This window comes from Paenibacillus sp. J31R30 (genome assembly GCF_059692115.1).
The window spans coordinates 154,347-172,856 of sequence record NZ_JCAUAV010000008.1 but is presented as its reverse complement, the minus strand read 5'-3'; the positions used below and the strand labels follow the sequence as shown (position 1 = coordinate 172,856).

At 44.9% G+C, this 18,510-nt stretch carries 18 protein-coding genes; 5 read left to right on the top strand and 13 right to left on the bottom strand.

Features of this window, described 5'->3' with window-relative positions; genetic code table 11:
• Together sdhA and AC58QO_RS23955 are read right to left on the bottom strand one after the other, a co-directional pair.
• Positions 1-1,764 (bottom strand): succinate dehydrogenase flavoprotein subunit, encoded by a 1,764-nt coding sequence (gene sdhA / locus AC58QO_RS23960; RefSeq protein ID WP_497269921.1) that lies wholly within the window; start codon positions 1,762-1,764, stop codon positions 1-3.
• A 16-nt stretch (positions 1,765-1,780) separates the two neighbouring features.
• Positions 1,781-2,437: a succinate dehydrogenase cytochrome b558 subunit gene (locus AC58QO_RS23955; protein ID WP_497270032.1), complete on the bottom strand. Its 657-nt coding sequence runs from the start codon at positions 2,435-2,437 to the stop codon at positions 1,781-1,783.
• A gap of 277 nt (positions 2,438-2,714) precedes the next feature.
• Between AC58QO_RS23955 and AC58QO_RS23950 the strand changes: the two genes are divergently transcribed.
• On the top strand, positions 2,715-3,611 hold the full coding sequence (locus AC58QO_RS23950) for a LysR family transcriptional regulator (protein WP_497269919.1): 897 nt from the start codon (positions 2,715-2,717) through the stop codon (positions 3,609-3,611).
• 11 nt (positions 3,612-3,622) lie between these two features.
• On the opposite strand, the gene AC58QO_RS23945 is transcribed toward AC58QO_RS23950, so the two are convergent.
• Both AC58QO_RS23945 and AC58QO_RS23940 read right to left on the bottom strand, forming a co-directional pair.
• Positions 3,623-4,378, bottom strand: a complete 756-nt coding sequence (locus AC58QO_RS23945; protein ID WP_497269917.1) for a response regulator transcription factor — start codon at positions 4,376-4,378, stop codon at positions 3,623-3,625.
• 57 nt (positions 4,379-4,435) lie between these two features.
• Positions 4,436-5,098: a potassium channel family protein gene (locus AC58QO_RS23940; protein WP_497269915.1), complete on the bottom strand. Its 663-nt coding sequence runs from the start codon at positions 5,096-5,098 to the stop codon at positions 4,436-4,438.
• A 280-nt stretch (positions 5,099-5,378) separates the two neighbouring features.
• Between AC58QO_RS23940 and AC58QO_RS23935 the strand changes: the two genes are divergently transcribed.
• Positions 5,379-7,016 (top strand): CPBP family intramembrane glutamic endopeptidase, encoded by a 1,638-nt coding sequence (locus tag AC58QO_RS23935; RefSeq protein ID WP_497269913.1) that lies wholly within the window; start codon positions 5,379-5,381, stop codon positions 7,014-7,016.
• Here AC58QO_RS23935 and uvrC read toward each other — a convergent pair.
• From uvrC to AC58QO_RS23920, 3 genes are all read right to left on the bottom strand, one after another.
• Complete coding sequence (gene uvrC / locus AC58QO_RS23930) at positions 6,976-8,874, bottom strand: excinuclease ABC subunit UvrC (protein ID WP_497269912.1); 1,899 nt, start codon at positions 8,872-8,874, stop codon at positions 6,976-6,978. The genes AC58QO_RS23935 and uvrC overlap by 41 nt on opposite strands.
• A gap of 113 nt (positions 8,875-8,987) precedes the next feature.
• Positions 8,988-9,302, bottom strand: coding sequence for a thioredoxin (gene trxA, locus AC58QO_RS23925; RefSeq protein ID WP_056613612.1), 315 nt, complete (start codon positions 9,300-9,302; stop codon positions 8,988-8,990).
• A gap of 159 nt (positions 9,303-9,461) precedes the next feature.
• Entirely contained in the window at positions 9,462-9,845 is a 384-nt protein-coding gene (locus tag AC58QO_RS23920) for a MerR family transcriptional regulator (protein WP_497270030.1), read from the bottom strand.
• Positions 9,846-10,054: 209 nt separating this feature from the next.
• Here AC58QO_RS23920 and AC58QO_RS23915 point away from each other — a divergent pair, with 209 nt between their 5' ends.
• The gene (locus tag AC58QO_RS23915) at positions 10,055-10,195 is read left to right on the top strand and encodes a YqzM family protein (RefSeq protein ID WP_477591058.1); all 141 of its coding nucleotides are present in this window, start codon (positions 10,055-10,057) and stop codon (positions 10,193-10,195) included.
• Positions 10,196-10,526: 331 nt separating this feature from the next.
• On the opposite strand, the gene dnaI is transcribed toward AC58QO_RS23915, so the two are convergent.
• The 4 genes from dnaI to AC58QO_RS23895 all read right to left on the bottom strand — a co-directional run bounded on the left by dnaI (position 10,527) and on the right by AC58QO_RS23895 (position 14,499).
• A complete protein-coding gene (dnaI, locus tag AC58QO_RS23910) occupies positions 10,527-11,480 on the bottom strand; it encodes a primosomal protein DnaI (protein ID WP_497270028.1) in 954 nt (317 codons plus the stop codon).
• A gap of 58 nt (positions 11,481-11,538) precedes the next feature.
• Complete coding sequence (locus tag AC58QO_RS23905; protein WP_497269909.1) at positions 11,539-13,032, bottom strand: replication initiation and membrane attachment family protein; 1,494 nt, start codon at positions 13,030-13,032, stop codon at positions 11,539-11,541.
• A gap of 214 nt (positions 13,033-13,246) precedes the next feature.
• Positions 13,247-14,137, bottom strand: coding sequence for an alpha/beta fold hydrolase (locus tag AC58QO_RS23900; protein WP_497269907.1), 891 nt, complete (start codon positions 14,135-14,137; stop codon positions 13,247-13,249).
• A gap of 77 nt (positions 14,138-14,214) precedes the next feature.
• Complete coding sequence (locus tag AC58QO_RS23895) at positions 14,215-14,499, bottom strand: YuiB family protein (RefSeq protein ID WP_497269905.1); 285 nt, start codon at positions 14,497-14,499, stop codon at positions 14,215-14,217.
• 209 nt (positions 14,500-14,708) lie between these two features.
• Here AC58QO_RS23895 and hemQ point away from each other — a divergent pair, with 209 nt between their 5' ends.
• Positions 14,709-15,455, top strand: coding sequence for a hydrogen peroxide-dependent heme synthase (gene hemQ, locus AC58QO_RS23890; RefSeq protein ID WP_497269903.1), 747 nt, complete (start codon positions 14,709-14,711; stop codon positions 15,453-15,455).
• 110 nt (positions 15,456-15,565) lie between these two features.
• Here hemQ and AC58QO_RS23885 read toward each other — a convergent pair whose 3' ends face one another.
• Entirely contained in the window at positions 15,566-15,847 is a 282-nt protein-coding gene (locus AC58QO_RS23885; RefSeq protein WP_497269901.1) for a hypothetical protein, read from the bottom strand.
• A gap of 27 nt (positions 15,848-15,874) precedes the next feature.
• On the bottom strand, positions 15,875-17,065 hold the full coding sequence (locus AC58QO_RS23880) for an NAD(P)/FAD-dependent oxidoreductase (protein WP_310502348.1): 1,191 nt from the start codon (positions 17,063-17,065) through the stop codon (positions 15,875-15,877).
• Between the two features lie 417 nt (positions 17,066-17,482).
• On the opposite strand from AC58QO_RS23880, the gene AC58QO_RS23875 reads away from it, so the two are divergent.
• Positions 17,483-18,484, top strand: a complete 1,002-nt coding sequence (locus AC58QO_RS23875; RefSeq protein WP_497269899.1) for an NAD(P)/FAD-dependent oxidoreductase — start codon at positions 17,483-17,485, stop codon at positions 18,482-18,484.
• Positions 18,485-18,510: the final 26 nt, after the last annotated feature.

The following is an 18,510-nucleotide window of genomic DNA, read 5'->3' as shown; positions in this document are numbered from 1 at the left end:
TCAGGATCCCTCCTTTTTCTTCTCCGTGGAGTAGTCACGTTTACGAGGCTTAATCAACGATACATCAATTTCGTCATACGAAATTTTAGGACCATCTGGCGTCCAATCCGCGATTGTCGTTTTCATGAAGTTGTCATCGTCACGTTCAGGGAATTCTGGTTTGTAATGTGCACCACGACTCTCATCACGCATCAAGGCACCAACCGTCATCGCTTCAGCAAGCTCGAACATGTTCCAAAGCTGGCGTGTGAACGCAACCCCTTGGTTGTTCCAACGCGCCGTATCCGTGATGTTGATGTTGTTGTAACGCTCTTTCAAATCTTTGATCTTGCCAATCGTTTCATTCAAACGATCGTTGTAACGCACAACCGTCATATTGGCATTCATCATGTCGCCAAGCTCTTTATGAAGCACGTACGCATTTTCCGTACCGTTATTCATTTTGAGCAAGCTCTCATAACGATCTGTATGACGTTTCTTCTCACGGTCAAATACGATGGAAGACGTATCATCCGCATGCTTGGATAAACCGCGAATATACTCAACCGCTTTAGGTCCGGAAACCATCCCGTCATAGATCGCGGAAACGAGGGAGTTCGCGCCCAAACGGTTAGCACCGTGATGCTGATACTCACACTCACCTGCTGCGAATAGTCCAGGGATGTTCGTCATCATGTTATAGTCAACCCACATGCCGCCCATGGAATAATGAACCGCCGGGAAAATCTTCATTGGAATTTTACGCGGGTCGTCGCCCATGAATTTCTCGTAAATTTCCATAATCCCGCCAAGCTTAATATCCAGCTCTTTCGGGTCTTTATGGGAAAGATCCAAGTAAACCATGTTTTCGCCGTTAATACCTAGCTTCTGATCAATACACACGGAGAAGATCTCACGTGTTGCAATATCACGAGGCACAAGGTTACCGTAGGCAGGGTATTTCTCTTCAAGGAAGTACCATGGCTTACCGTCTTTGTATGTCCAAATACGACCGCCTTCACCACGAGCAGATTCGGACATCAAGCGCAGCTTGTCGTCTCCTGGAATCGCTGTCGGGTGAATTTGAATCATCTCACCATTCGCATATTTAACACCTTGTTGGTAAACCGCACTTGCTGCCGTACCCGTGTTAATAACGGAATTCGTTGTTTTCCCGAAAATGATACCAGGACCACCTGTTGCTAAGATAACCGCATCAGATGGGAACGTTTGAATTTCCATGCTGCGCAAATCCTGTGCGGCGATACCACGGCATACGCCTTCATCATCCAGAACCGAACCTAGGAATTCCCAGTGCTCGAATTTCGTTACGAGACCAGCTGTTTCCCAACGACGTACTTGCTCATCCAATGCATATAGAAGCTGTTGACCTGTCGTTGCACCAGCAAACGCTGTACGGTGATATTTGGTACCACCGAAACGACGGAAATCAAGCAAACCTTCTGGTGTACGGTTAAACATAACGCCCATACGGTCCATCAAGTGAATGATGCCTGGAGCCGCGTCGCATAATGCTTTAACAGGAGGTTGATTTGCTAAGAAATCTCCCCCGTAAACTGTATCGTCAAAGTGCTCCCACGTGGAGTCACCTTCACCCTTCGTATTCACCGCACCGTTAATGCCGCCTTGCGCACATACGGAGTGGGAACGTTTCACAGGAACTAAGGAGAACAATTGTACATGTACCCCGGCCTCTGCTGCTTTAATTGTCGCCATGAGTCCCGCAAGGCCTCCGCCGACGACGATGATTTTTGAATTAGCCACTTCTGTTCACCCTCCCTTAATGCCCCGTATGCGCTTCTACTGGAACCGAAAATTGTGTATCTGTAAATGCAGTCAATGACATGATAAACATCACCGTCATTAGAACGAACAAGCCCATTGTAATGATTGTCGAAAAGCGTTGCGCACGCGGTCCAATTGTAATCCCCCAACTAACTAGGAACGACCACAAACCATTACAGAAATGGAACGTTGCAGAAACAATCCCAATCAGATAGAACGTAAATACAACAGGATTCGTCGCAATATCATGCATCGTATTGCCGAGTGCTTCATGCGCCACGTTGCCTAAGGCAACTTGAACACGAGTCTCGAAAAGATGCCATGCAATGAACAAGAAAGTAAGTACCCCTGTCACACGTTGCAACATAAACATCGTATTACGGAAATACCCGTAACTAGATACGTTATTACGTGATTGATACGCTACATAAAGTCCATAAACGGCATGATAAAGAAGCGGAAGCCAGATTCCCACGATTTCCAATAACAATCTTAACGGCAAATCGTTCAACCAGTTAATTTGATCCAGGAAGGCTTCAGGCCCTTTGGTAGCTTCATAGTTAGTGAGCAAATGCTCAATAAGGAAGAAGCCCACCGGAATGACACCTAGTAACGAGTGGATCTTTCGAAAGTAATACGAATTACTCATAATGTAACCAATTCCCCCCTCAACAAAATTCAATCACAACTAACATCCGACAAGTTTTGACATAAACAAGCCACATATCATTGTACTCTCGCCGCAAACGAGCGTCAACCCATAATCATCCACGCCTATTTTGCCAATTCAATCAATGATTATACACGAATGTTCACGAAATATAGCTAATTTGTGACATGTACATCGTACCTCTTTCATGCTTATAATGGAAGTGCCGTTTTTTTATATCTACTTATAACTATTTCACATATAGAGGGCAGGTATACGTATGGAGCTTTTAGATGTTTTCGCCATCGTCGTCGAACAAGTCAGCCTGAATAAAGCTTCGCAATTGTTAAACATTTCACAGCCTGCGCTATCGCGTAAAATAATGAAGTTGGAAGATGAATTGGGTGTGGAGCTTTTTATCCGGAAAGGAAAAAGATTGGAGTTAACCAAAGCGGGGCAAATTTGTTATGATCACGCCTTAGAGAAGCGTCATCTTGAGCGAAAATTCAAACAAGCTCTTCATAGTTATAAAGCCGCTGGCAGCCCTTCGTCGCTTATAATCGGAGCTTCACTAACGACTCTCCAAGCTACGCTGCCTGATCTGATTACGGATTACTTGCTGCACTATCCTCTGACCGATATCAAGCTTCTAACCGGCAAAACACATGAAATCGTGTCGATGGTCAAAGACAATAAAGTGGATATCGGCATCGTGGCCTCGCAAATTAATGCGACAAGCCTTCACTGTGAGCCATTATTCGATGATCATCTCTGCCTAGTGCTGCCATCAGGACATCCCTTTATCGATCGCGCAGAGATTACGATGAATGATTTGAATGAACTGCCGATGATTCTCTTTTCAAAAGGTACATGGTATCGCATTCTGATGGACGAGCTATTCAATCGTTTCATGATTTTTCCCAATGTACAAATGGAGATTGATTCCTTCGAAGCGATTATTCGGCTCGTTTCTACCTGCAAAACAGCGACCTTATTACCCAAATCCTATTTGCGTGAAGATTTAATTCAGAATAATGAACTAATTCTAAGACAACTCCATGAATGGGAACAAACGAAACGAACGACCTCGCTCATCTATTCCGACCACTCTGCGGATAATGCAGAATCCATGAAGTTCGTCGACCAAGCGATCAAATACTTTGCCAAACACCGCTAATGCCTAATCGGCTACATGCGGACGAATTTATAACCGACACCCCAGACGGTCCGAATCCACTTCGGCTCTTTGGGGTTATCCTCAATCTTTTTACGCAGATTTGCGATATGTACATCAATAGCTCTATCTGTCACAAAAGAATCGAAACCGCGAACGGTTTGCAATAAATCTTCGCGACTATACACGCGGCCGGGATTGTTGATGAAGCATTTCATAATTTCAAATTCCGAATAGGTCGTCTCCACAATCTCGCCATATACGCTCATGGACCGTGTGTTCTGATTCAACGTTATTTTGTCCTGCCTGTCCATGACAGTCGCGATACGAGTAGACTTAGGCACGATCTCCGTTTGCTTTTCTTTCTGGTTCGACTGCTGCACAGGCTGTTGATTCATCGCTTGATACATCTGTGCCCGACGAATAAGCGCATGTGCTCTTGCGATCAATTCATGCATACTAAATGGCTTGCACATGAAATCATCAGCGCCCGCTCCCAAAGCATTAACGCGCTCAACGATTTTATTTTTCATCGAAACAATCATGATAGGCACACTAGAAGTTTCTCGAACCAGACGACAGATGGTTAAACCATCCATATCTGGAAGAACCCAATCTAACAAAATAAGATCCGGTTGAAATTGCTCAATAGCCGCAATCCCCCCGATCCCATTCTCCTCACGGATAACATGAAATCCTTCTTCCTTCAAATACATCGTGACCATATCACCGATCATTGCATCATCTTCGATCATGAGTACCTTATGCATGCTTGCGTCCACCTTCATTTCAAATTCGCTTGTTGCAGGACATGGAATTTGTTGAGATCAACCGATAACTTGACTTTCAAATTCATCAATTTGGGAGTTGGTTCCGATAATGACCATAATATCGTTCTCATTTACAATGTCACCTGCATGAGGTGCAATGATTACGCCAGACTTCTTATTAACCGCTACAACACTGCAGCCATATTTGGCCCGCGGATCCAACTGTTGAATGGTATAGCCGCATAGACGCTTCGGTACCGAAAGCTCAACAATCGTGTAGTCCTTGGAAATTTCAATATAATCCAACAAATTAGGCGTTGCCAGTTGGTGCGCTACGCGAATCCCCATGTCACGCTCTGGATACACGACGCGATCAACGCCTAATTTTGTAAGTACCTTACCATGCAGCTCCGATAACGCTTTGGCTACTACCTGATTGACCCCTAAATCTTTCATCACGATAGCCGTCAAAATGCTAGATTGAATATCATCCCCAATGGCGATAACCGCACAATCGAAATTACGAACACCTAATGATTTCAGCACATCTTCATCCGTCGCATCTGCGACAACGGCATGTGTCAGTTGATCGCTCATTTCGTTTACAACTTCCTCATCCAAGTCAATCCCTAACACTTCATGACCTAGTTTCATAAGTTCTTTGGAAAGACTAGACCCGAATCGTCCAAGTCCCACCACAACATATTGATTCTTTTTCATCTTACTTACCCCTATCCAATCGTCATTTTCCCCTTAGGGTATCTAAATAAAAAGTTCTTATAATTGTAATTTTGAATATAAAAGATATGTAGGAAGGACAGCCATTCCCCATGGCCTCTACCGATAGAGTTCCCCGTTAACATCTAGACATTCCGCCAACTAACAATTGATAGGTATTATATAATTGTTTCCGAATGTTTGCCAGCAAATTGGCTTTCTTTTTAATCTGTGATAACGTTGAGAAAATATAAAGAATCGCGAATTCAGAAGGGAACTGACTATGCTAAGGCTGAAATCCAATCGTTTCCTCCTCCTCTTGGCTTGTATCGGCTTGCTCCTTTATTTCGGTATTTCGGCGTTGTACGGACTGCGTGACGAGGAATCTCAAACAACTGACATGCCCACGATTACCAAGCAGCAAGCTGCAGAAAGTGCGGCGGCATTTATTCGGCAGCGTTACGAGCTGCGCAATCCGCAAACCTACGTTGTCTATCAATCGAAAAAAGAACGAAACGGTTACTTGCAAAAGGAACATTTACTAGAAGCTTATACGAAGCAATATGGGGAACGGTTCCCGATCGACTATTACCAAGTCACAGTTAAGGATCCAGCAACCAAACGGCAGTTTGAAGTCGATGTGAACTATATGAACTCGAAAGTCTTTGGCTGGCACGAGAATCTAGCCTTCTCCAACACAACGAAGTCGCCGATTAGTCAGACCAAGGCAGATACACTAGCAAAGCTAGAACTGCGCCAGATGGGATTTGATCCGGAGGACTTCAGCTCAGTGGACGCGACAAGCGAGGAATCCGATGAAGAACAAACTACGCTTCACTATGAAAAACGCACGAAACCAATTGGCGAAGCTAAGCTTCACGTTCGAGTAAATTTCGATGAAGCGAACCTCACAGGTTTTAATGTCAGCTTTCAGCTTCCTACGTCTCACCTGGATTGGCTGACTAAACAAGACGAATCAGCTTCACTTATGACATGGATTTCCATGGGCTTCTCGCTGTTGATGACGTTAGCTGCAATTGTTTTTGCTATTATATATCGGAAACATATGAAATTTAGTAGAGGTCTATTTTTAACTACAATCTTCTTAGTGATTTATATCCTGAACAATGTGAATATGTATCCTGCTTTCCGAGCCATGAGCGGAGATACGAATAGTGATTTCGCCATATGGTTCACAATTGTTTTTATGAGTGTTATTACTGTCCTGCTAGGCATCTCGCTTTATCTCTCTTTGGTTGCTGGCATTGGACTTTGGAACGCCATCGGTCAACGCAAATGGCCCTCATGGAAAGATGGCATGTTCGGTCGTGAAGTTTACGATGGCATGGGACGCGGTTATTTGCTCGCACTATTCATCCTCGGCGTCCAGCAAGTCTTATTTTACGCAGGAGAAGTGAAATTCGATGTGTGGTCCGTCAACGATCCCTCGGATTCCGTCCTGAACATGCTTGAGCCCAAATTGTTCCCGCTCATGGCATGGGTTGCGGCCATCTCAGAGGAGGCGACTTTCCGACTGCTAGGCATTATTTTGTTCAAAAAGCTGTTCCGCAATAACTTCATTGCAATCTTACTCCCTAGTGTGATCTGGGCAGCAAGCCATACGCAGTATCCGATTTACCCCGTATATACCCGACTCATCGAGGTCACCATTATCGGTATCATCCTTGGTTATGTCTTCCTGAAATATGGGTTCATTACCGCCATATTCGCTCATGCGTGTATGGATAGTATACTGATGGGACTGTCTCTCTTCTACATGGGGCACATTGGCGATATTCTAGTAGGTATGGTGTACCTCCTGCTACCAGGATTGGTTGGAGTTACATTAGCTTGGTTGCATGGAAAAAGGCGAAAGCCCCCTATTCCTGGGGAGCCGCCGCCTCGCCTTGAAGTGCCTTGATAATTTCGCTCGCTAATTTCTCACCAATACCCAGAGGCTTGAAGTCCGTGACTTCGGCCTCTTTTATTTTGCGCACGGAGCCAAAATGCTTCAGCAGCGCTTTGCGGCGCTTCTCACCGACGCCCGGAATGGCGTCGAGCTGCGAAACGACCATCGATTTCGCGCGCGTTTCTCGATGGAACGTGATGGCGAAGCGATGGACTTCGTCTTGAATCCGCTGCAGCAAATAAAACTCCTGACTGTCCCGCGGCAGCGGAACAATTTCGGCAGGGTCTCCGATCATCAGCTGGGCTGTTTTGTGCTTAGCATCCTTCACCAGCCCGCAAATCGGAATGTATAAGCCCAATTCATTTTCAAGAACGTCAATCGCGGCAGAAATTTGCCCTTTCCCTCCATCGACGACAATCAAATCAGGCATCGTGAGATTGTCCTTCAACACACGTTCGTACCGACGTCGAATCACTTCTCGCATCGTTTCATAATCATCCGGTCCGACGACCGTTTTCACCTTATATTTGCGATATTCCTTGCGATCCGGCTTACCATCTACGAATACAACCATCGCCGATACAGGATTTGTCCCCTGAATGTTCGAGTTGTCGAACGCCTCAATCCGGCGAATTGTGCCAATCCCGAGCCACTCGCCGAGATTCTCGACCGCCTTCGTTGTACGTCGTTCATCGCGCTCGACAAGTCGGAATTTCTCATCCAATGCGTTAATCGCGTTGTCTCTGGCCATATCGACCATTTGCTTCTTCAATCCCCGCTGCGGCATATGGACCTTCACCTTGAGCCAGCCTTCCAAGGCTTCGCGAATCTCCTTCTCGTCACCCTCAGTGCGTCTCACTACATCTTCCGATCCCTCTTGCTGCGCATCTGGCTCAGGCATCGTCGGCAAAAAGATCTCCTTCGGTAACGCCGGATTATCGCTGTACACCTGCGTGACATACGTCATGAAATCGTTGTACTCATCGCCGTAGTAAGGGAAGAGCGAGACGTGCCGTTCGATCAGCTTGCCTTGGCGCATGTACTGAATGTGCACAGCCATCCAGCCTTTGTCAACGGCATAACCGAACACATCGCGGTCAAGCGCGTCGGCCGTCGTGATCTTCTGCTTCTCCATGAGCGCGTCGATGCTCATGATATGATCGCGCAACTCCTTCGCTCGCTCGAAGTTCAGTTCTTCCGCTGCCGCCAACATCTTGGTCGTCAGCTCTTCTTTAATAACATCGTGTCCCCCGTTCAGGAAACGACTAATCTCTTGCACCATCCGCTCGTTCGTCTCCGCGGATACCTCTAAAGCGCAGGGCGCAAGACATTGCCCCATGTGATAGTATAGGCATACTTTATCGGGCATGGTCTTGCACTTGCGCAGCGGATACAACCGGTCCAGCAGCTTCTTCGTCTGCTGTGCCGCGAAGGCATTCGGATAAGGGCCGAAGTACTTCCCCTTATCCTTGTACACCCGCCGCGTGACTTCAAGACGCGGCTGCTCTTCATATGTAATCTTGATATAAGGAAATGTCTTATCATCCTTGAGAAGCACGTTATACCGTGGATGATGCTGCTTAATCAGATTACACTCGAGAATTAGCGCCTCCATATTTGAGGATGTGATGATATATTCAAAGTCGCGAATTTCGCTAACTAGCTTTTGCGTTTTGGCACTGTGACTCCCTGTGAAATAGGAGCGCACACGATTTTTCAATACTTTTGCCTTGCCGACATAAATAATGGTGCCTTGATGGTTCTTCATAATATAACAGCCCGGCTTATCCGGGAGTAAAGACAGCTTGTGCCTGATCGTTTCCAGGCTCATCTCGCGGACGTCAGCGTCCTCTTGCTCGAAGTCAGTCATTCCTTCCAATCTCCTTTCAGAAAAAAACCACATAAGAAAAAGCTCTTTCTCAGCATAGCAGAAAAAGAGCTTTTTCTCACGAACAATTGTTTCTAAATTGAAACAGCTATGACTTATTGATGACGGGAAACAACGTTTTTCAATGCGTCTTTAGATTGGAAGCCAACCACTTTATCAACCGGTTGACCGTCTTTGAAAACGATCAATGTCGGGATACTCATTACGCCAAAGCGAGCAGCAGATTCCGGATTGTCATCTACGTTTACTTTTGCGATTTTCAAAGATTCAACTTCTTTATCCAGCTCTTCCAATACAGGAGCGATCATTTTACAAGGTCCGCACCAAGGTGCCCAGAAGTCTACAAGTACTGTACCTTCTCCTTCAACTTCTGCTTTAAAACTGTTGTCAGAAACATTCACGATTGCCATGATAGTTCCTCCTTCTAAGAATGAATTTGATTTATAAGGTGAAAAGTAAGATTAAGTTAGTCACTTAACTTGCTTCGCATCACGTCAACATGTAAAGTATACCACACTCAGATACCTTTTCAACCAAGCCATTAGTTAGCAAAGCGGGTATCCTTTGGTCTACTTCGAAGGTAATTCCACAGGTAATCCTTGGCGTCGCTGCTCTTCAATGTAGGAGATTCGATCCTTCAAATTAGCTTGAAGCAGCTGCAGCATCTCCATTTGCTTCTCGATTTCTTGAAGCTTCTCCGTGTACAGCGGCAGTAAATCATCGCACTGGGATTCCTGATTCTTCATCACGCAGTTGAGAAAGCTCTCAATCTGCTCGGTCGTAAAGCCGAGGCTCAAATAAAATTGAATCGTCTTCACACGTTCAACAACCATTTGATTGTAGACTCGATAGCCATTCTCTTCTCGCTGTGTTGCGATCAGCCCTTTGGCTTCGTAGTAGCGCAAGGACCGAATACTTGCTCCGGTAAGCTTGGATAACTCACTAATCCGCATGGACTTCACTTCTTTCCTGTTCCTACATGCATGTAAGGATGTCTTTAATATAAACCATAACACTAATGTCAGAGTCAAGTAGTATTTTACCCATTCTGCTCATTATTGCGATTGTTTGCACAATTGTCACTTTGATTAGCTTTACAACTTTCGACGAATTTGGGTATACTAGGCTTACAAATAAGAATGTCGGACTAGGGGGTAACCACATGAGCAATCAACACCCTGAGCATCACGTGTACGAAGAACCGCGTAATGATTTCATGGACGTAGGTATTGGCTTTGGCGCATTCTTTGGCGTATTGTTCGTCATCGCAGTCATTGCTACCGTCATCCAAGTGATGAAATAGGTTGAACAAGCATTACAAAGTAGAAGCCGCTTCGCAATTGCGAAGCGGCTTTTTTCTTGCCATTTTCTTCAAAGATGCTAAAGTACACCTATTTTCGGTGCAATCGGCAAATAAGATAAATTAGTGCGAAAGTGCATCTTTTATCACCGAAAAGGTTCCAATTGAGACGTGCTGGCAGAAATAGTTGCACTTTCGCAAGCATTTCAGCTATTGAGGTTAACTCGATACAAAAGGATGCGCTTTTGCATCTTTCACATCTGTATTCACGTCACGAAGCAAAAAAGAGAGCTCCCCACCATATACAGGCTGTTGGGACCCTCTTATATTTACCTCATCTCCCTCGCTTGTTCGTTCCCGTTACCTCAACCACATCAACGAATGGTCGAATCCGATCCATGATCCGCTGCCCCTTATACTCTTCATCCCCGTCTTTGTTCGTGAAGCTGAAATGCTTCTCCAAACCAGATAACGCGTAATTGGAGGTGAAAAAAGTTGGTTTGCGATTCATCCGATGATTCACGATCGCGCCGATCACATGATCTCTCAGCCATGGGTTCAAATTCTCTGCCCCAATATCATCAAAGACTAATAAGTCCGTTTCCTTCAAAAGATCAATCGTCTCTTTCAGCTTATACGGTTCTTGGAACATGCCCTTCAAGTCCTCAGCAAAGTCAGGCATATAAACAATCGCCCCTGTCATGCCTTCTTTGGCAAGCTGATGAAGCATATAGCCCATCAAGAACGTTTTCCCCGTTCCGAATGATCCTGATAAATATAACCCTCGTGTCTGGAGACCCTCTTCGATGGTCAAGTTCACATAGTTATTAATTTGTAACACGGCTTTCGCCCGATCGAGGTCCGTCTCCAAGATATCGCCAAAAGAGAAGCTGCGCGAAATCATGCCCGGATCCACGTGAAAAGTGCGGATACGGCTGCTTATCGCATCCTGCTGCCCTTTAGCAATAAACTTTTTACAGGCTACCTTCTCTTCATGGATAAAAGGCGTTTGACCCTCCACGGATTCGGCCCTCAGAATCGTATAATGACCGGTCATATCATTCGGACAGTTCTCCAGACCAGGGCAATTGGAGCAAATTTTAAATTCAGAAACATGCTGATACAGCTTGTTCATATTGATTTTTATCGCATAATCATCGACAAAAGGATACTTCTGCCGAAACTTTGCAATCAATGGGTCAGCGAGAACCCCTTGAATTTTCGCTTCTGCTTTTCTTTTCCATTCCGTATCTGGTAATGATTTAAGTAAATGCGACAAAGATTCCATCATATTCGGCACCTCCATACAGTTCCATCGTGCTCATCCTAAGATCCGCGGCTATGCCTTAGCTCTTACGGTTAAATCGCTCATCCAGCTTCTGTGCCATACGTCTCGCAGCCTCTAGCTCCTCTGCAGACAGCCTTGTAGACGCCGTTGTTCCCGTATCAGGCAATACAATAGGGATATGAGGCTTCTGTGTCTTACCCTGACGTCCACGCGTAGCAGAGCCGCCACCCGCTTTCGCAGATTCCACTTTAGAAGCAGCCTTTTGTTTATAATTGATTTTCTCACGCACGTATTCAACAGCTTGCTCGTAGGTATTAATTTGCTTGCCCAGCATATCGGAAGCCACAGCCTCGATGGAGGATTTGGCCCAAGAGCGACGATCAATGTGCAGGAAGTGAATCAGAACATTGATGACTTCCTCTTTTAATTTATAGTTCAAATCGATTTTCTCGAAAATATTAAGTACGCCATCAGGTATCGAGCCCTGTGTGAAAAACATTTTCAGCACGGCCGTGTATGGCTCATTGCGCATGATGTAATTGTACTGATGATCCGTGCATTCGCCGCGCAGCTGTTGAGGAACTTCTAAGTAAAACGCCATTTCAACAGATTGTTCCTCCGTAGATTGGGCGTCATCTTCGGGTTTCGTTGTCGTCCGTTCCCGCTCCTCATCCCGCTTCTTACTCTGTCTGTAGAACAGATTTGCATTATACTGCATGAGATCCATGACAAGCTCACCTTCTTCTGTGAACACGCCGTCCTCATCCAACAAGCGGCACGTTTCTTGAAGAGAGAGGTTGTATTTCTTCGCCACAATATTAATGGCGACCATATGCTCAGGCTTGTGCTTCAGCTCTTCAACGAACACGCGGTTACTCGCTCCACGCGGGAACCTCATAATAATATCCGCGTACTTGAAGCCCTTGGTCGTCACATCCATCCGAGCGTCCCCTTGCTTGCTTGCAGAGGCCTCATAGAGCGCTTGTTCCAACTCATAATCCACGACTTGTGTATTCAAACGAAACAGTTCATAGAAAGGAACCGACAAGTTCTCCTCGGCCGCCTCACGACACTCCTCTGGTTCAGGTGAAAGCAGATCTTCACGCAGCGACAGCAGCATGAATTTACCGACCTTGTCGCGCAGCAGCAGTGTTAAATGCTGATTTCGGAAAAACTCATTCGGCCCTAACGGCGCGAATAGCGTATAGACGAAAACATAATCCTCTTCCTCTGGGATAAACTTACGCGTTGTCTGAAGGAGACCAATCGCTTCCAGCTTAGAGGATTGTTCAATTAAGTACTTGCGGCCGCGCTCGCCATGCTCAAGATCCAACAGTAGGAACAGCTTGCGTTGCTGCTCCATCGGCGAATAGCCTACCTTTTCAGCACTCATCTGCTGATAGAGCGCTTGATAGAGACTTATCGCCAAACCACCGATCATCGGTTGATACATCATCGCTAACATTTTATAGTCTAAACTGCTCAAAGAAAACTCACGGTTCACACAAAACCTGTGATTCTCGGTGAAATGCAGCATATTCGTCATTCTCATCCCGTTACAGCACCATCCTGCCTCAGCTCAACTGAGTCACAGCTACTAGTCTAGCTGCTCCGTCCCTCAGTCTCTCTCTTTAGTCTACCACAAAAATCGACATTCTTGGTATCTACAAGAGAAAAGATAATTTTACCTTTTGGGCAAGAAAAAGATTCCATCGCAACGTCTCACTAGCAATGGAATCTCAGCTTGGTCTCAAATTTTCTGAAGTCTACAAGGTGTTTTCTCGGTCTACAGGATCATCTCCAACGTTTCCATACATCTGTGGATGAAGCTTCTGTGCAATGGCAAGATCTAACTTCCATCGTTCGGTCTGCTCATTCTCTTCAAGGCTATCCACCCATAAATGAATAAGATCATTCATGCGCGTTGCGCTTTGGATGGGCACAGGATGCTTAGCATCTTTGATGAAAAAAAGTGAGCTATGAGGCAGCCTCTTGTGAAGCAATTGGGCGTATGGGTGGAATCCGACGTCCTTTTGACCATAGATCAATAAAACAGGCTGCTGAATCCTAGGAAGGCGACTTGTGCAGGTGTAGCGCAGTGATTGTTCGAAATACGATTTCACATTGACAGCTGCATCGTGCAAAGCATGCTTGTTCAACTCCTGATAGGTTGTCGATTTATCAGCATTGCCATACGTAATCGCTCCGATCAATAGTTTCATAAATCGCCTAGGATTAGCCATCCGAACGGCAAGCCAAACTCTGAACCTATTGTAGCTATCCGTCAATTCAGACATCCCGCTAACGATAATTCCACCCACAAACCGCGCAGGGTACGAGAGCAAGGCTTCCATCGCAACGGTTCCTCCCGTTGAATAGCCGCACAGAAAGGCTTGCCCGATACCTAAGTAATCGAGAAGCCTTATCATGTCTTCCGAAATAAGTTCATAACGTAATGGCCGATCCGAGCAAGCACTTGCCCCATGCCCCCTAATATCAAAGGTAATCACTCGGAAATGTTCACTTAATTGTTCTTTCTGATACTTAAACGCTTCTAGTGTAAGCAACGGAGGGTGAATAAACAGAATGGGAGTACCCTTTTCCGGCCCCGTTAACTCATAGTGCAGTGTTGTTCCATTCACATTCGCCCAAGGCACTGGTCGTGTCTCCCCCGTAAATGAAGTTTAGATAACTCCTTCTTAGCGTGACCCAATCGCCTTTCCTTTATCACGAATTAAAACATTTTGAAGCCTCGAATGCGCAGTGCTTTGATTGCAGAGCCACTCAAAATCGCGCCAACTAAGCCGCCAATCGCAGGAATGATGTCGACAATGGTGAAACTCTCATCACTGGATAGAAAGGATGAAGAACCCGTGTAACCATAGATGATAATTCCAATCACCAAGGCGATGAATGCGTATAACGGGAACCACGTTGTTTTCATAAGCATGTTCAGAATAAATCCGATCCCAAAGAATAACACCATCATTAAGACGGTGGCAATAACCATTTGCAGCACGGTAGTTCCCCCTTAATTATATAAGAAGCACTTGAAATCTTTGGCTCCTGTAGCTCTTATTATTGTAATCTAGGAAAAGGTACAGGTAAAGTGTACACAAATTGAACAATTGAATCATTTCCTATACTTCACCCCTCCATGCATTTGCCCTTTCTCCATGAATTGGATACAATGTAGGGGATATTAAGCCCTTGAATGGAGGAAAAACAATGAGTGAAGCCGTACAAACGCTGGAAGGCTGGTATGCGCTCCATGATTTCCGTCTAATGGATTGGAATGCATGGCATGCCGCAACCCCACAAGAACGCAAACATGCAGCGGACGAGCTGCAATCCTTCTTGTCCCAGTGGCAGCAAGTTGAGAACGATAAACTAGGCAGTACTGCCGTTTATAGCATCGTGGGGCAAAAAGCTGATTTTGTTTTCATGCAATTGCGTGAAACTTTAGAAGAATTGAATGAGCTTGAAACTGCTTTTAATAAGTCTAGCTTTGCTGCTTTTACTATACCCGTATATTCCTATGTTTCAATCGTAGAATTGAGCAGTTACCTTGCGAAGCCAGGTGTTGATCCTGCACAAGATCCTGAACTTCAAGCTCGCTTGAAGCCAATTCTTCCAAAATCCAAGCACATTTGCTTCTATCCGATGAACAAGCGTCGTGAAGGCAATGACAACTGGTACATGGTTCCTGCGGAAGATCGCAAAACGATGATGCGCAGCCACGGGATGATCGGTCGTACATACGCTGGTAAAGTAAAACAAATCATCACAGGCTCTGTTGGATTAGATGATTGGGAATGGGGCGTTACACTATTCTCCGATGATCCGCTTCATTTCAAAAAGCTCGTGTACGAAATGCGCTTTGATGAAGTCAGCGCACGCTTTGGCGAGTTCGGAGATTTCTATGTTGGGAACATCATGCTTCCTGAGAAATTCGCTTCATTCATTCAAATATAACTTATAGCCTAAGAGCAAAGGACCTGTCCTTTGCTCTCTTTCATTTGGTCCAAGCATGCGAAAGAAAAAGAAGCACTGCCCTTATACAGAGCAATGCTTCTTTGGATTATTTATTCATCGTCCTCGTCGTCTCGCAAAGCAGCTTCCAATTCCGCTTCCATCTGTGCTTTACGCGCCAGATACGCTTCCGTATCGCGGTCACGCTGACGACCTTTTTCCTTCAGACGCTCAATCGCAGGAAGAATGAGAATGTCAATTTCCTTTTGCACCACAGCGACATGATCGTAACGTTTCTCCGTCTCTAAGAAGTGACCAACCTCGATCAAGGCGTTGTAGCGATCCAGTTCATCCCGGGTCAGAAGTCCTCGTACTTGGACACTGCAGTGTCGCATGGCAATTCCCCCGTAAGCGAGATTAGACTAGAAACGCCCTTTACGTATAACTAGTGGAATTCCGCCAATAATGTAAAGGTATCTCATATCAACCACTTTTTTCATCATAGCGGCTACATTACCTTTTAATTTACGGGAACCAACAATACCAATCGCTTGACCTTTACCAAGGGAAGCTACTGTACCTTTGTTGGAGTATTTGAAAGTTTTCATTTGTGATCCACGGATTGACGCGATCAAGTTGTGTGCAACAGCTTCACCTTGCTGCATAGCAATTTGTGCTGTCGGCGGGTATGGTCTGCCTTCATCGTTCATCACGATCGAACAGTCACCTACAACATAGATGTTATCGAATCCTGGTGCATGAAGATGCTCATCTACTTTGATTCTGCCGCGCATAGTTTCGAAGCCGGCTTCGTCTAGCATATGGTTACCGCGGATACCGCCCGTCCATACTACAGTCGCTGCTTTGATGAACTCATCGCCAGCAATTAGAACGCCTTCTGGTGTACATTCTTTAATCGCTGTACCAATTTTGAAAGTAATACCTTTGTCAGTAAGAACTTTCATTGCATACTCAACAAGCTCAGGATCGAAACCTGGCAATGCTGTTGGAGCAGCTTCAATATTATAAATCTTCACAAGGGAAGGATCGACATCGAACTCTTTGCATAGTAATGGAATACGATCTGCAAGTTCACCAATGAACTCAATACCAGTAAATCCAGCGCCACCGATAACGAATGTCAGGTAATCTTTGCGATCTGGTTCACGCTTAAACTTCGCGAATTGGTACTCAATGTGCTCACGAATGAATCGTACGCTATTGATACTGCGAATGTTCAAAGCATTTTCTTTTAGGCCAGGAATACCGAAAGTTTCCGCTTCGCCACCAAGTCCGATAACTAGGTAGTCATAAGAAAGAGTTCCGTCTTCCAGAATAACCTTTTTCTCATGTGGACGAATTTGCGTAACTGTTGATTTCACGAAATCAACTTTAAATTCATCAATCAATTTCAAAATGTTCACGCGTGCATTTTCAGGATTATCCGTTCCCGCTGCAGGCATGTGAAGATGTGTAGTAATGTAGTGATAGTCATGCTTGTTTACAAGCGTAACATCAGCTTCGTTGTAGTTCAATTCCTTTTGCAAACGAATTGCAGCAAGGATTCCGCCGTAACCGGCTCCTAATATAACGATTCTTGGTATTCTACTCATGTCTCTCTCACTTCCATATCCGTATTTTGTCCTATGGTCTCTCTATCTTGTGAAAAATTACACAAACAGCTTCAAAAGTAGTATACTGCTGCTAGTTTGCACGTCTTCGCAGTGAATTATGATGAAACGGGCTGAAATTCGTCACAACATGTGTAAACCGATTCTCATGATATGATATAATTTTCATAAGTAAATATCAAGTGCTATTTTGCTTTAAAATCGGGCAAAAATGCCATTCTAGCCAGTCCAGGTAATGTAAGCATTACTTATCATATCTATAAGCGAAATATATAAGCGAAATGTAGGAAGAATTTGAATTTTTCTGTTTCCTTCAATAGAAGAGACGTTTATAATGATAATGATTATCGATTTATTCAGAATACTTACACATATCCGGACCAAATCGGAGGTTCTATTATGAGCGTGAGCGAAATAAATCAAGACATCATTGATATTATTGTAATCGGCGGTGGTCCCGCTGGCATGTTCGCTTCCTTCTATGCGGGAATGCGTCAAGCTTCTGTGAAAATTATTGAAAGCATGCCGCAGCTAGGCGGCCAACTTGCAGCGTTATATCCCGAAAAATATATTTATGACGTCGCTGGCTTTCCAAAAGTAACTGCGCAAGAGCTAGTAAATAATTTGTCTTCACAGATGAAACATTTCCCTATCAGCATTTGCTTGGAAGAAAAGGTACATCAGGTTGTGAAGAAAGAAGAACGTCTTTTCGAAATCTCGACAGACAAAGGTGTTCATTTGAGCCATGCCGTCATTATTACAGCTGGCGTTGGGGCATTTGAGCCGCGTCGTATTGAATTACCGGAAGCTGCTCGATTCGAGAAGAAAAACCTTCATTACTTTGTAAGTGACTTGAATGCTTTTGCTGGACAAAAAGTGGTGATTAGCGGCGGCGGTGATTCTGCAGTTGACTGGGCATTGATGCTTGAGCCGATTGCTGAGAAAGTAACCTTGATCCACCGTAGAGATAAATTCCGTGCTCATGAGCACAGTGTAGTAAATCTAATGAACTCCAAGGTTAACGTTGTTACACCAACTGAAATTACGAAGCTTCACGGAACAGACCGTATTAAGCAAATTACGCTCAAAAATATTAAAACAGGCGAAGAAAGCATCCATGATGTCGATGCCGTAATTATTAACTTCGGCTTCGTATCCTCTCTTGGACCGATCTCGGAATGGGGCCTTGACATCGAAAGCGGCTCAATCGTAGTTGATTCCCGTATGGAGACAAATGTCCCAGGTATCTTCGCTGCTGGTGATATTACAACCTACCCAGGCAAATTGAAATTGATTGCTGTTGGCTTCGGTGAAGCACCTACTGCAATTAATAATGCGAAAGTTTACATTGATCCTAGTGCGAAGCTTTCACCTGGACACAGCTCGAACTTGAAATTGTAATCTTCAGAAACGAAATGGGGTATTCT

Bases quoted from the DNA above. Each gene is read 5' to 3' on its own strand.
- AC58QO_RS23950 (WP_497269919.1), top strand. From the start codon at position 2,715: ATGGAGCTTTTAGATGTTTTCGCCATCGTCGTCGAACAAGTCAGCCTG.
- AC58QO_RS23945 (WP_497269917.1), bottom strand. From the start codon at position 4,378: ATGCATAAGGTACTCATGATCGAAGATGATGCAATGATCGGTGATATG.
- AC58QO_RS23940 (WP_497269915.1), bottom strand. From the start codon at position 5,098: ATGAAAAAGAATCAATATGTTGTGGTGGGACTTGGACGATTCGGGTCT.
- AC58QO_RS23935 (WP_497269913.1), top strand. From the start codon at position 5,379: ATGCTAAGGCTGAAATCCAATCGTTTCCTCCTCCTCTTGGCTTGTATC.
- uvrC (WP_497269912.1), bottom strand. From the start codon at position 8,874: ATGACTGACTTCGAGCAAGAGGACGCTGACGTCCGCGAGATGAGCCTG.
- trxA (WP_056613612.1), bottom strand. From the start codon at position 9,302: ATGGCAATCGTGAATGTTTCTGACAACAGTTTTAAAGCAGAAGTTGAA.
- AC58QO_RS23920 (WP_497270030.1), bottom strand. From the start codon at position 9,845: ATGCGGATTAGTGAGTTATCCAAGCTTACCGGAGCAAGTATTCGGTCC.
- AC58QO_RS23915 (WP_477591058.1), top strand. From the start codon at position 10,055: ATGAGCAATCAACACCCTGAGCATCACGTGTACGAAGAACCGCGTAAT.
- dnaI (WP_497270028.1), bottom strand. From the start codon at position 11,480: ATGGAATCTTTGTCGCATTTACTTAAATCATTACCAGATACGGAATGG.
- AC58QO_RS23905 (WP_497269909.1), bottom strand. From the start codon at position 13,032: ATGAGAATGACGAATATGCTGCATTTCACCGAGAATCACAGGTTTTGT.
- hemQ (WP_497269903.1), top strand. From the start codon at position 14,709: ATGAGTGAAGCCGTACAAACGCTGGAAGGCTGGTATGCGCTCCATGAT.
- AC58QO_RS23885 (WP_497269901.1), bottom strand. From the start codon at position 15,847: ATGCGACACTGCAGTGTCCAAGTACGAGGACTTCTGACCCGGGATGAA.
- AC58QO_RS23880 (WP_310502348.1), bottom strand. From the start codon at position 17,065: ATGAGTAGAATACCAAGAATCGTTATATTAGGAGCCGGTTACGGCGGA.
- AC58QO_RS23875 (WP_497269899.1), top strand. From the start codon at position 17,483: ATGAGCGTGAGCGAAATAAATCAAGACATCATTGATATTATTGTAATC.